Source organism: Bacillus sp. F19, from assembly GCA_023823795.1.
Classification (GTDB): domain Bacteria; phylum Bacillota; class Bacilli; order Bacillales; family Bacillaceae; genus Bacillus_P.
This window is the reverse complement of the sequence record CP085710.1, coordinates 957,927-971,306: the sequence shown is the minus strand read 5'-3', so window position 1 is coordinate 971,306 and position 13,380 is coordinate 957,927. Positions and strand designations below refer to the sequence as shown.

11 protein-coding genes are annotated in these 13,380 nt (G+C 38.2%); 3 read left to right on the top strand and 8 right to left on the bottom strand.

What is annotated here, in order from left to right; genetic code table 11:
• Window positions 1–214: 214 nt before the first annotated feature.
• The 3 genes from LIT25_05015 to LIT25_05005 all read left to right on the top strand — a co-directional run bounded on the left by LIT25_05015 (window position 215) and on the right by LIT25_05005 (window position 3,237).
• On the top strand, window positions 215–922 hold the full coding sequence (locus tag LIT25_05015) for a hypothetical protein (protein USK34719.1): 708 nt from the start codon (window positions 215–217) through the stop codon (window positions 920–922).
• Window positions 923–1,171: 249 nt separating this feature from the next.
• Entirely contained in the window at window positions 1,172–2,272 is a 1,101-nt protein-coding gene (locus tag LIT25_05010) for a hypothetical protein (GenBank protein USK34718.1), read from the top strand.
• Window positions 2,273–2,286: 14 nt separating this feature from the next.
• Entirely contained in the window at window positions 2,287–3,237 is a 951-nt protein-coding gene (locus LIT25_05005) for a hypothetical protein (GenBank protein ID USK34717.1), read from the top strand.
• Window positions 3,238–3,398: 161 nt separating this feature from the next.
• Here the strand turns inward: LIT25_05005 and LIT25_05000 are convergent, their stop codons facing one another.
• The 8 genes from LIT25_05000 to LIT25_04965 form a co-directional block, all read right to left on the bottom strand.
• A complete protein-coding gene (locus tag LIT25_05000) occupies window positions 3,399–4,628 on the bottom strand; it encodes an MFS transporter (protein USK36166.1) in 1,230 nt (409 codons plus the stop codon).
• Window positions 4,629–4,773: 145 nt separating this feature from the next.
• Window positions 4,774–5,562 (bottom strand): 5-deoxy-glucuronate isomerase, encoded by a 789-nt coding sequence (locus LIT25_04995; protein USK34716.1) that lies wholly within the window; start codon window positions 5,560–5,562, stop codon window positions 4,774–4,776.
• 199 nt (window positions 5,563–5,761) lie between these two features.
• Window positions 5,762–6,658, bottom strand: a complete 897-nt coding sequence (gene iolE, locus LIT25_04990) for a myo-inosose-2 dehydratase (protein USK34715.1) — start codon at window positions 6,656–6,658, stop codon at window positions 5,762–5,764.
• Between the two features lie 14 nt (window positions 6,659–6,672).
• Window positions 6,673–8,592, bottom strand: a complete 1,920-nt coding sequence (iolD, locus tag LIT25_04985; GenBank protein USK34714.1) for a 3D-(3,5/4)-trihydroxycyclohexane-1,2-dione acylhydrolase (decyclizing) — start codon at window positions 8,590–8,592, stop codon at window positions 6,673–6,675.
• Window positions 8,593–8,718: 126 nt separating this feature from the next.
• A complete protein-coding gene (locus tag LIT25_04980; protein USK34713.1) occupies window positions 8,719–10,182 on the bottom strand; it encodes a CoA-acylating methylmalonate-semialdehyde dehydrogenase in 1,464 nt (487 codons plus the stop codon).
• A gap of 1 nt (window position 10,183) precedes the next feature.
• Entirely contained in the window at window positions 10,184–11,206 is a 1,023-nt protein-coding gene (gene iolC / locus LIT25_04975; protein USK34712.1) for a 5-dehydro-2-deoxygluconokinase, read from the bottom strand.
• Between the two features lie 21 nt (window positions 11,207–11,227).
• Complete coding sequence (gene iolG, locus LIT25_04970; protein USK34711.1) at window positions 11,228–12,250, bottom strand: inositol 2-dehydrogenase; 1,023 nt, start codon at window positions 12,248–12,250, stop codon at window positions 11,228–11,230.
• A 124-nt stretch (window positions 12,251–12,374) separates the two neighbouring features.
• Complete coding sequence (locus LIT25_04965) at window positions 12,375–13,376, bottom strand: LacI family transcriptional regulator (protein USK34710.1); 1,002 nt, start codon at window positions 13,374–13,376, stop codon at window positions 12,375–12,377.
• Window positions 13,377–13,380 lie beyond the last annotated feature (4 nt).

The following is a 13,380-nucleotide window of genomic DNA, read 5'->3' as shown; positions in this document are numbered from 1 at the left end:
CTGGACTAGTTAGTATATCTCAACATGTTTTTAATTAATCGAATATTGAGTTTTTCGCAAACAAATTTCTTTGTTCTTTTGTTCAGAAAGTCAAGTTAAATAAGTATCATTTCTTGTTAAATGATACAGATATTAATTGACAAATAATTTCTATAAACCATATATTTAAACGGAAAAAGTTTTTGAAATATTTTCTTATGAACGGAGTAGAATAATGAATCTTTTAACTAATATTGATGAAGAATATAAAAAAATAAAAAATGATGGCAGAATTGGTTTTGATGAAAATTATCATCACTACCGAAAAATAAAATTTAATAATAGTTACAGTAGCAATGCTTTTTGGTGCTTAAAACAAAAAAAAATGAAGTTTATTATTGAAGAGGAGATAGACAAAATAAAGTTATATCTTACAGATGCTGATATTATTGATTTAATTATTAAATTAGATGAAGAATATTATAATATGATAATCAAATCATTTTATAATTTATATATAGAGAGTGGACAGGAATTTTTATTTAGTGTAAGCGATATAAACTATACTACGTTAGGTTTAAAATTTACCGATAAAGAAAGATTGAAATTTAATAAACAAATAGAAACCAAGGCAGACTTCTGTATTAACTTTGAGGATTTAGTAAATTTAGTGAACTTAATAATCGCTAAAGAGAAATATGCCATGGAATTAGCCCATGCTCCTTCTTTTAACAGGGTAAAGAGACAGTTAGCAAAATTTATCTCTCTCGCTAACTTTTATAAATACAACGATGATGTTTCAAAAAAATATTTACAAAAAATAGGATATAAAATATCTGCAACTGAAATATATTCTGTTTACTCTATTAATGATTGGAACCAAAGTAAAATAGATATAAAATTTAATAATAATGAAGAATTTGAAAAATTATTTATTAAATGATAAGATTGTAGAAGGGATTCTAGTAAAGCATTTATGCTGCCTTAGCTTTTAAGGTTGTAGTAATTACAATTAGTTTAATTTTTATTGACTACCGTCAATATTTCAGGTGGCAAACAATTTATTTATTATAACCGTGTGAATCCGCTACTTCGCTACTTCACAGAACATAATAAAGAAATGTGTTGCTTCAAATAATTATTGAAAAATTAAAGTAGAATCCCTTGTTATTTTCTGAAAAGGTGATAGTTGATGAATAGAAAAAAATTTAAATTTAATCAAAAAATTGAAATTACAGACCCTTTAAGGGTGTTTTTTTTATGTGGAACAAAATTCACTAAAGATGGTTTAGAAGATAAAAGAAACGTTTTAAAAAATCATATTGAAACTAATTATAATTCAAATCATAAAGTTATTATACTTGAAGAACACTTTATTTTCGGCAATAAAAAATCTAAGAAGTTTAAAGATCATTTATCTTACGACCAAATATTCATGAAAAATTTAAAAGATGTAGAGATTTTAACGGGATTATACTCTGATAAAATTTTTATTATTCATGAAAGTATATCAACTGCAGCTGAATTAGGAATGTTCGCAACTGATATAAACTTATTAAAAAGGACTTGTTTGATAACCCCAGACACTTTTTCTGTGGAAGAAGACAAAATATCAGCATTTATTAGACTTGCTTTTTTTAATTATAAATCTAAAGAGGATAATATAAAAAATATAACATTTTATCCTAAAATTAAAAAGAATATTGTATCAGAGATTAAAACTGATTATCATTCTTATTTTCCACAAAATAAAATACCTAAAAATTTAGGAATTAACATTGATAAATTTATTAAGGAAGACGACAAAGAGATTATTAAAGTATCATTTAAAAAAAGTAATTTCAATAAAATTTCCGGAGATCAAAATACTATTTCATATTTTTATAACAATAAAGAATTAAATGTTTATATTTCTCCTGAAATTATCAGAATATTGTTAATTTCACTATTTAATTTATCTGATTTGAGAAAAGAGCTTCGAACTAATTCTGCCATAAAGGATTCAGTCCAAACCTTACAGAATAATTTTAAATTAATTATCATGAATTCAATTTCACATATCGAGGGTTTCGATTTCTCTCAACATCAAATTAAAATTTTTCTGAATGATCGCAAATTGGAAATTAGAACAGCAATCGGTTATTTTTTATATATGTTACAAGCTATGGATATGGTTAAATTACCTAATAATGATAAAAATTTTGTTATTAGTCCTAAGTTTGAAAGGTTATTTAACTGTTATTCTAATATAATTAAAGAAATTAAACCTAGTAAATTTAACGATTCACTATAATGGAGTGAAAATAGATGAACAATCAAAACACTCAGTTTCAAGTTAAATATATAAAGACCAAGAATAAGTTGCGAAAAATTATAACTTACAAAAATGAATTTCCAGACATTAAGATGCAACATGAAAAGATAGCAAGTTTTATCTATGACAATTTTATACCATCTAAATTTACGAAAGCCTATGTTAAAAATAGATCAATATATCATAATGCTATTTCACATATGTACAATGATATCTTTATCTCATTAGATATTAAAGACTTTTTCCACAATATTAATCATAAATTATTGATTAATGCATTATTTCATGAATTAAACATACAAGAAAAAGATACAATTAATAAACTTGAATGTGGAATGATTGTTTCTAAAAGCTCAATTTCAAAAAAAGGGCTTCCACTGGGTCTTATTACTTCCCCAATCTTATCTAATGTATATCTGAAAGAATTTGACAATATTTTATACGGAAAACTAAAAAAAATGACTTTAAAGAATGTAATTTATACAAGATACGCTGATGATTTAGTAATTTCCTTCAAAGAAGATATTCTTATAGATTCTAAAACAAAAGTTGATAATATATCTACAGTTATTTCTATTGTTAAGTTGCTTCTATCAAGATACAAATTAAAATTAAATTCATCAAAAACTAAAATAATTAGTTTTGAAAAATCAAATCATGTTAAGATAACTGGTGTTAATATTGTTAGAGATTCTTTTAATCACAGAAAATTATCTGTTGGAAGAAAGCTGAAAAATAATTTATTTCATAAAGCTATTAAATATTATGAAGAAAAAAATAGAAACAAGATTGATATAATGAAAATAAAAGGTCATGAATCTTTTATTTTATCAATTGAAAAAAAAGATTATGAAGAAGTATACTCTTTAAATATGAAAAATAAAATAAAAGAATTAGGATTTGAATCGTTACACGAATTAATAAAAAGCTTGTATTATGAATAATATTGATAAATCCTAGATTTCAATGTCCTTTGCTCATCAAGAGCAAAGGCTTCTATTTTTAACGAGTTTCTACTATTATATATTACCCTTTTAAATCCCCTTTTCATATTCTTTAACCAACTTATAAAAAGTAGTCTTTTACATCTAATTCCCTCATACCTTTAACAGCTGTCATCTCCCCAGCTTTCCAGATGCTCCCTTTTATATTTTCTTGATTTCTGGTAAGCTGCGCTTTCTGCAACAGATATCATACCTCCAATGAAAAGCAAAATGGATGACATGATAAAGCCGGCCCCAAGGTCCGCTTGTCTGGCAACATAGCCTGCTGCTATCGGTCCTGCCACAATTCCGATTGAATAGATGGACTGATAGAATCCCATTGCCGTTTTGGATCCCGCTTTATGGTTTGTTTTGCTGACTTGGTCCAAGAGAACAGGAAAGATAAAACCAAGGGACAAACCTAATATAGCGTGCAAAAAACAGTAAACAGCCCAATTGTTTGTGCCTCCCATCAGTAATAGGGATAAAGCTCCTATAACAAAGCAAATGAACATTATTAAAAAGGGGTTAGAGCAGGATCTTTTTTTCAATGCAAGCACAACAGGAGCAAGGACGTGCGGTACCATAAAAGCGATGACAAGCAGAAGTATAGCTGCAGCATGATCATTCAGCTCATTAAAATAGACGGATGAAAAACCAAAAATAGTTGTAAAGAGAACAGCGTGGGACAAGAGGGATAAAAGACTTAGTGACCACAATTTCCGATTTTTCACCACATGCTTGACAATTGGTTCACCCTGTTTACTTTCCCCTGTTTTGTCTTCTGCCTCCACCGTGTCAGCACTAGACAGGGATAGGACAAGGACGAGTCCGATTAAAGCAAAAATCCCACCGATCCAGAATAAACTTGTAAAGCCCAGAACATCAGCAATCCAGCTGCTGATTGCCATGCTGATCAATTGAGAGGCTACAGTCATTGATTGTAAAATGCCCATTGCTTTTAGTGACCGGCTTTCTTCAAAAGAAGAACTATACCAAATAGTCAGGACTACCCACATGGCAGCTGTAACACCCGCAAGAAACCGTCCGAAAAAGATTGGCATAAAGTCGTTCGTCAAGGCCAGCAATATTGCGCTAATGAATGAAACGGCAAACCCTAAGGCAACCAATAACTTGCTGCTGATTTTATATTTATCCGCCGCGATGCCTAATGGGAATCTGATGATTATTTGCATGATCCCATAGCTGCCCATGATTATTCCTGAGGCATAATATCCCATATCTAATACATCCAAATAAATACTGAATGTCGGGATATAAATATACATCGAAAACCAAAAGCAAAAAACAATACTGAGAAAAACGATATGAAAATTCTGAGGCTGCCGCATTTTATCATTGATCACCCTAAAACACCTTCCTTCTTCCCCTATTCCATCCCTTGAAACTTCCATGCGCTAAAGCTGATATGTCTGTTTAATGTCAAAAAATCAGAAAAACCTGCACGCTTTTCGAATGCATGCAGGCGAGGAGTATTTATTTTTCCGGCCAGATTTTTGCATCGGGCGCAAGCAGCCATTTATGTTCCTCTTCCATGATTCGTTCTGTCCATGGACTGTTTTCAAGATGGCGAATCATCCAGCAGAAATACATAGCATATCCCGGTGCAGTCGCCTGAGGGTGATCAAGGTCACCTGGAATCGTAATAAAACTGTTGTGCTCAACGCGGTATGCTTCCGGTCCGACCATTGCACATCCAAAGCCTTGAGGTTTATCAAAACGGTAATAGTACACTTCTGGCTGAGCATGATGGTGAGGCGGATAGCTGGACCATCGGCCCGGATAGGAAATGACTTCTCCTATAACAAGATTTGAATAAGGAGCACTATTATAATCAAAAATAGTCCGGATGACACGTTCTGCCGTTCCGTTCCAGACGCCTTCTCCGGCGACCGCGCTCTTGCAATCCTTCGGCGTATATAATTTCGCTTCAAATATACGATCATTGTCTGTTTTTTGGACTAGCACTTCGCTTGCTGAAAGCGCCGTAATCGTTACATCTACACCTTTAGGAACATGAAGACACCAAGGATCTTCTTCAAAAACGCTATCTCGCTTCATTTCCTGTGTCTTCCCGCTCCATTCTATCTGAACGGCACCTTCAAGAAGCAGTATCGCTGTTTCTTGAATACTGTCGCTGAGCGTTTCCGATTTACCAGCCTGCATGGCATAAATACCGATATCCTGCATCATATCGCTGTGTTTTCCGTCGCCTTTTGTCATTTCCGTATAGCCTTCTGTTAATTCACCTAATTTTTCATACATGTACAGTTCCTCCTTCGATTTAGGGCACGCCCTGCACTTTGAAACATGCGCATATGACGCTTCACCAGCAGCTGCCTCTATCATGCGTTCATGATAAGGAAAGTAATTACGGAAAGGTGCTTCCCCGTTCACTATTTCAATCACATGGTTAAATGAAGCGTGGAATTCTTCAAATGTACTTCCGCAATTTGCAAAAACTTTAAATCCCGCTCATTTCACGAATATACTGGCGTGCTTTCACTGCATATTCAAAAGGATTGGCAACTGCTGGGTCCTGCTCAGCCTCAACGACAAACCAGCCTTTATACTCAGCTCTACTCAACGCTTCAAACACTGGTTTGAAGTCGATTAAACCATCTCCCGGCACTGTAAATAAGCCAGCTTTGACAGCCTGTAGAAAGCTCAGCTTTTCTTCACGGACTTTTTTAACAATATCGGTTCGTACATCTTTTAAGTGAACATGATGAATGCGATCCATATAGGTGCTTAACACGGCAAGATGGTCTTCCCCTGAGAATACAAGGTGCCCTGTATCGTAAAGAAGCGAAACCTTTTCAGGATCCGTTTCAGTCATTAACCGGGCAATTTCTTCTGTCGTCTGAATACCAGTGCCCATGTGATGATGGTAGACAATTTTCATTCCTTTTTCCGCTGCGAGATCTCCAAGATGATGCAAACCTTCCAATAATAGCGTCCATTCGTCTTCTGTGAAGACTGGTTTATGATCAAACAGCGATGTCTCTATTTGTCCTTGGATGCTGTTGCCTTGTTCAGATACCACAATCACTTTTGCACCCATCTCATACAAAAAGTCACGGTGTTCTTTAAACGAATCCGCTGTTTCTTCAAATGGTTTTGATGTTAAAAAGGAGCTGAACCAAGCGCTGGCAATTTCTAAGCCGCGTAAAGACAATGCCTTTTTTAATACCTTTGTGTCACGCGGATATTTATTTCCCACTTCACTTCCTGTATATCCGGATAGCGCCATTTCACTAATACATTGCTCAAATGTCACTTCACCGCCAAGCTCAGGCATATCATCATTTGTCCAGCCTATTGGTGCAATAGCTAATTTCACTTGATTGGTTTTAAACATTGCTGTTCCCTCCGTCAGTACGCACGTGCTTTTTCTAGATTTGTTTCCTTGTTTTTAAATGCAATCTTGATGCTTTCTTTTTCAGAAACTTGAGCTAAACCAACATGCCACCATGAATCGTAACCATGTGTCATTGTTTTTGGAAGCACTTTAATGTCTATCAGTGTACTTACCGTTTGCTTTTTCGAGTCAATGACGGCAGCATGAAGTTCATCCATCGTTCTGACGGAGTATGTTTTAACACCATAGCCTTCTGCGACCTTTGCATAGTCAATGGCCATGACCGGACCATCCATTTTTCCCGTTTCAGGGTTTCTTTTTCGAAATTCTGTACCAAAGCTGCCCATCCCGTTTTCCATCTGCAAATTATTAATGCAGCCAAAACCTGAATTATCAAATAGGACAACATTAATTTTCTTCCCTTCCTGCAGGGATGTGACGAGCTCACTATGCAGCATCAAATAGCTGCCATCACCAGTCATCGCGTATACTTCTCGATTTGGCTCGGCAAGCTTTACTCCTAGAGCTCCAGCTATTTCGTAGCCCATGCATGAGTAGCCATATTCCATGTGATAGGTGTTGCGTGTTCTAGAAACCCACATACGCTGCATGTCGCCTGGCAGACTGCCGGCTGCCCCAACCACAATCGCATTATCAGCCACCATTTCATTTAATGCTCCAAGCACGCTTGTCTGTGTCAATTCAGTGCCAAGCGCTTCTTTATATTCAGGCAGCTTTTCATCGAGGTGACCAGCTATTTCGGGTGTGAAGCGATCGCCATAAGTAATCCCGTATAAGCGGTTTAATTCACTCTGCCAGCCTTGCTTCGCATCTTCAATTTCATTTTCATAAGCAGAACGATAGTCTCCAAGTTTTGCTGCAATGGCTTCAAGTCCGGCTTTTGCATCGGCGACTACTTTTACTGCATCAAGTTTTGCTGCATGGTATTCCGAAACGTTTATCGTAAGTACGTCAGCCTTTCCAAACAACTGCTTAGACGCTGTTGTAAAATCAGTAAAACGCGTTCCGACCCCAATAATCAGGTCTGCTTCTTTTGCCAGTGTGTTAGCAGCCGAGTTGCCCGTTACGCCGAGTCCGCCCAAATTGAGCGGGTGATTACTTTCCACACCGCTTTTGCCAGCCTGGGTTTCACCAAATGGGATATTAAACGTTTCTGCAAATTTCACTAAAGAGTCAGCTGCTTCAGAATAACGGACGCCTCCGCCAAAAATCAGCAATGGTTTTTTCTTTACCTGAATAAGTTTCACTGCATCCTGCACACTTTCAGCAGATGGAAGCCTGCGGTCAATCCGGTGAATCCGTTTTTCGAAAAAGCTTTGAGGGAAATCCCATGCTTCACCCTGTACATCCTGTGGAAGTGCAATCGTGACAGCTCCTGTATCTGCTGCATTCGTCAATACACGCATCGCATTCAGCATCGCAGACATAAGCTGTTCTGGCCGGGTAACGCGATCCCAATATTTACTTACAGTCCGGAATGCATCATTTGTTGAAATGGATAGATCGTGGGTTTGTTCGATCTGCTGAAGCACTGGATCCGGCTGGCGTGTTGCGAACACATCACCGGGTAATAATAAAACAGGAATATTATTCGCTGTAGCAGCAGCGGCAGAAGTGACCATGTTTGCTGCTCCAGGTCCAACAGATGAGGTGCATGCCATGATCTGTTTCCGATGTTTCTGTTTAGCAAACGCCATCGCAGCATTAGCCATTCCCTGCTCATTTCGTCCCTGATAGACTTCCAGTTCTCCTGGATTTTCTTCTAGTGCCTGGCCAAGTCCAAGCACATTCCCGTGACCGAAAATAGTAAAAATCCCTTTTATAAAACGTTCCTGTTTTCCATCAAATTCTATATACTGCTCATTTAAAAATTTCACGAGTGCCTGTGCAGTTGTCATTTGTATCGTCTTCACTTATAACTCTCCTCTCTCATTAAGAAACACCATGATTTGTCTGAAAAAGAATATTTTCTGAAGCCTTCCTAGTGCAAAATGAAAAAGGGAAGCGGCACCCGGTCCCGCCACTTCCCTTTTTAATCCTTACTTCACGAAACGAGCTGTAACCATTTTCTTTCTGGTGTAAAATTCGACACCATCCGTACCATTTGCATGAAGGTCGCCGTAGAATGAATCTTTATTGCCTGAGAATGGAAAGAATGCCATTGGTGCTGGAACTCCAACATTAACACCTAACATGCCAGCATCAATTGTTTCACGGAACTGGCGGATAGCATATGCACTGTCTGTATAGATGCATGCCCCATTTGCAAATGGTGAAGCATTTGCTACATCAATCGCTTCTGTTAAATCTTTTACGCGAACGATCGAAAGAACCGGTGCAAATACTTCATCTTGCCAAATTTTCATCTCTTGTGTAACATGATCGAAAATTGTAGGTCCAACAAAGTAACCTTTACCGTTTGCCGCTTCGTCGCCCCGACCATCACGGACAAGCGTTGCTCCTTGCTTGACACCAGATTCGATATAGCCAAGTGTACGTTCTTTATGAGATTCACGGATAACCGGTCCTAAGAATACGCCTTCATCCAGTCCATTTCCGATTATGATCTCATCAGCAGCTTTGTTAAGCTTTTCAATCAGCTCATCTGCGATCTGCTCTTCGACTGCTACAACAGCCGCTGCCATACAGCGTTCACCTGCTGATCCAAAAGCGGCACTTGTAATTTGTGTTACTGCTGCATCAATGTTTGCATCTTTTAATACAATGGAATGGTTTTTAGCTCCTGCCAATGCTTGAACACGTTTTAAGTTTGCAGTGCCTGTTTTATAGACGTATTCTGCAACAGGCTGAGAACCGACAAACGAAATAGCTTTTACATGCTTGTGCTCTAAAATGCCGTTAACTACGTCATGTGCACCATTCACGATATTTAATACACCTTTAGGAAGGCCTGCTTCTTCAAATAATTCTGCAAGACGTACCGCAAGAAGCGGAGTTCGTTCAGATGGCTTCAAAACGAATGTATTGCCGCAAGCAATTGCAAGCGGGAACATCCAGCAAGGAACCATCATTGGAAAGTTGAATGGTGTGATTCCGCCGACTACACCGATTGGGTAGCGATACATACCAGATTCGATGTTTGTCGCAATATCAGGAAGCTGTTTACCCATCATTAACGTAGGTGCACCTGCAGCAAATTCAACACACTCAATGCCGCGAAGCACCTCGCCGTGTGCTTCTTGAAAGCTTTTTCCGTTTTCAATTGTTATAAGCTTTGCAAGCTCATCCCACTTCTCTACAAGGAGCTGCTGATATTTAAAAAGAATACGAGCGCGTTTTGGAACGGATGTCTGGGACCATGTTTTAAACGTTTCATTCGCTGCTTGGACAGCACGGTCCACATCTTCTTTTGTAGAAAGAGGTACTATAGCAAGCTCTTCACCTGTTGCTGGGTTATAGACGATTTCTGTTTTTACAGAAGCTGACTCTACCCATTCACCGCCAATATAGTTTTTTAACGTTTTTACAGTTGTTTGTGTCATTTTATATTCTCCCTTTCTTTACCTGAACTGGTTCGTAAACTGCTGTTTCCATCTGATTGATCAGCTCTTCCTTTATCGGCATGGCATCTGAGCAGCTGTGGCGGGAAATAACAATTGATGCCGAGGCACTGCCCATCTTCATCGCTTCAGACACGTCTTTTCCATTCATTAGGCCGTAAATGAAAGCAGATGCATAAGAGTCGCCTGCACCGAACGTTTTCAGAACATTCGTCCTGAAAATTCCGCTTCTATGTGATTCATTGTCTTTTGTATAGGCAATGGATCCTGCACCGCCATGTTTAATGACAACAAGCTCTGCACGGTATGAGAACCAGCGGGACGCTGTATAGTGGTCATCCGATTCATCGATATTCAACAATTTTTCCATCATATCGAACTCTTCACGAGTCCCGATAATGACGTCGCATTTTTCAGCAGCCAAGTTGTAATAAACAGCTGTTTCGGATTCGTCAGTCCATGTATACGGGCGGTAATCAAGATCAAAGAAAACCGTTACTTTATGTTTAATCGCATATTCGAGCGCCAAAAATACCGCTTCCCGAGATGGGCTTTTCGCTAGAGCTGTTCCTGAAATTAAAAGAGCTTTTGATTGTTTAATATAATCCTCTTCTACCTCTGAAGGGTGAAGCTTCAAGTCTGCGACGTTGTCACGGTACAACAAAATACTGCATTCAGCCGGACTTTTTATCTCAGTAAAAGCAAGGCCTGTGACAGCACCTGTTTGGTCAACTGTGACGCCCTTTGTATCGATGTTGTTTTTCTCTAAGTAATTTGTGATAAAACGGCCCATTTGGTCATCAGCAACTTTGCCGATAAATCCCGTTTTTTGACCTAATCTAGCAGAACCAATAGCAATATTGGCTGGGGAACCGCCGACATATTTGGTAAATGTGCTCGTTTCTTCCATTGGACGATTTGTTTCATTGGAGTTTAAGTCAATACAAAGCCTGCCGACAGCAATAATATCAAGGGGCCTATCCTTTACAAATTTGAGCGGGTTCATATGATCCTTCCTTCCGTACAATTAATTTGCTGCAGTTTGGGCAGCCGGCTTTAATTGAACTGGGGCCCCCGTTTCAAGTGATTGTCTTGCTGCTCTGGCAATACGTTCAGCTTGTAAACCATCAAAGCCATTGCAGCTCACTTCATGGTTTTCAAGGACTGCAGCAGCAAACTCAGTTACTTCATCGACATATGCTTGAGTGTAACGTTCAAGGAAAAAGTAAAGCGGTTTCTCTTTCGTTACATTATCAATGGTTGAAACTTCAACTGTTGTTGCCCGATTGTTATTTACCTGCGCGGCTCCCTTATCACCAAAGATTTCAAGGCGCTGGTCATAACCGTAAACTGCACGGCGGCTATTATCGATTACACCAAGTGCGCCATTTGCAAATTTCAAGGTAATAATTGCTGTATCAATATCGCCTGCCTCCCCAATCACCGGATCTACAAGCACAGCACCTTTCGCGAAAACTTCCACAACTTCACTGTCCATTACGCAGCGCGCCATATCAAAGTCATGTATGGTCATATCCATGAACAGCCCGCCTGATGATTTAATATAATCAACACCTGGCGGCTCTGGATCGCGTGAAGTGATTCTCAGAATGTGAGGTGTTCCGATTTCCCCCTGTTGAACGAGTGTCCGAATTTTTCGAAAGTTCAGATCAAAGCGGCGGTTAAAACCAACCTGCAGCTTTACACCGGCTTTTTCAACAGCAGTAAGTGCTTCCTCTGTTTCTTCCACCGAGAAGCTGACTGGCTTTTCACAGAAAATATGTTTACCAGCAGCTGCTGCTTCTTTAATAATGTCTGCATGAGTATTTGTTGGCGAACAAATAAAGATTGCTTGTATAACAGGATCATTCAGCAATTCATGATAATCTGTTGTTAATACTTCAATCTGCTTATCGGCTGCCCATGTTTCAAGATGTTGGGCAGCAACATCCGATACACTTTTAATCCGAATGTGCGGAATCAACCTCAAATTATCAACATGCAATCTTCCGATACGCCCAGCTCCAATAATTCCCACAGTCAATGTCATCGACCGATTCCCCCTTTAATCGTTAATATTAAATTTTTATAAGCTTTACTGATTAAGCGCTTTCCTTTTGACTGGAAAAATACCGGCCCAAGCCGGAAAGTTAAATCCTTATCTTAGCCGCAATTTAATTCAAATCTCTGACAGAATGACGTTCAATCAGCTCTGGTGCAAGCATAATTCTGTGTCCAGGCATATCTGGATTTTTAATTGATTGCAGCAGCTTTTGAATGGCATAATGTGCCAATTCCTCAATAGGCTGTCCGATTGTAGTTAAACCTGGATCTGCTAATTCCGCATGAATCGTATTATCAAAACCAATCACTGATATATCATTTGGAATAGCCACTTTAGCTTTTCTTGCTTCATTCATGAATATTGCAGCGATTAGATCCGTTGAAGCAAATACCGCAGTGGGTTTTACCGCTAATTTCAATATTTGCCGGGCAGCCGCTTTCGCTTCTTCTATTTTTGATTTTGAATGTACAACAAGGTTTTCATCTAAATTAATTCCCTCATCAGCAAGAGAATGTTTAAAGCCCTGTAAACGCAACCGTCCGCTGGCCCGGTTTAATTCTGCAATCACAGCAATATTCTTGTGACCTTTATCAAGCAAGTAACGTCCTGCCAGATATCCGCCGCGAACATCATCAGTCGTAACAACGTGAGAAGCAAAAGATGGATGATCAATAGAAAACATTAAGAGAGGGATACTCTTTCTTTGCAGTTTTTTAAAAATCTTCCAATCCTTTTGTTCTGTTGCAATAATAATTCCATCAACTTGTTTTTTTAAAAGCAGCTCTAAATAGTCTTGTTCACGTTCTTGCTGATAATCTGTGCTGCATAATATGATGGCATAGCCCGTTTCCCGTGCGCTGTTCTCCAAAGCCCGGGCTACCTCAGCAAAAAAGGGGTTGGCAATATCAGGAACAAGCACTCCGATTGTAAAAGTTTTCTTACCTGTCAGCGCTGCTGCCACAGTGCTTGGCTGGTATTCAAGTTCTTGCATGATTTCCAGTACTCTATTCCTTGTTTTATTGCTGATCCGTCCTGTATTATTCAACACCTTGGATACAGTGGCAATGGAGACTCCCGCCTTTTCTGCTACATCATAAATTGTGAGCTTCATGTAT

Bases quoted from the DNA above. Each gene is read 5' to 3' on its own strand.
- LIT25_05015 (USK34719.1), top strand. From the start codon at position 215: ATGAATCTTTTAACTAATATTGATGAAGAATATAAAAAAATAAAAAAT.
- LIT25_05010 (USK34718.1), top strand. From the start codon at position 1,172: ATGAATAGAAAAAAATTTAAATTTAATCAAAAAATTGAAATTACAGAC.
- LIT25_05005 (USK34717.1), top strand. From the start codon at position 2,287: ATGAACAATCAAAACACTCAGTTTCAAGTTAAATATATAAAGACCAAG.
- LIT25_05000 (USK36166.1), bottom strand. From the start codon at position 4,628: ATGCGGCAGCCTCAGAATTTTCATATCGTTTTTCTCAGTATTGTTTTT.
- LIT25_04995 (USK34716.1), bottom strand. From the start codon at position 5,562: ATGTATGAAAAATTAGGTGAATTAACAGAAGGCTATACGGAAATGACA.
- iolE (USK34715.1), bottom strand. From the start codon at position 6,658: ATGTTTAAAACCAATCAAGTGAAATTAGCTATTGCACCAATAGGCTGG.
- LIT25_04980 (USK34713.1), bottom strand. From the start codon at position 10,182: ATGACACAAACAACTGTAAAAACGTTAAAAAACTATATTGGCGGTGAA.
- iolC (USK34712.1), bottom strand. From the start codon at position 11,206: ATGAACCCGCTCAAATTTGTAAAGGATAGGCCCCTTGATATTATTGCT.
- iolG (USK34711.1), bottom strand. From the start codon at position 12,250: ATGACATTGACTGTGGGAATTATTGGAGCTGGGCGTATCGGAAGATTG.
- LIT25_04965 (USK34710.1), bottom strand. From the start codon at position 13,376: ATGAAGCTCACAATTTATGATGTAGCAGAAAAGGCGGGAGTCTCCATT.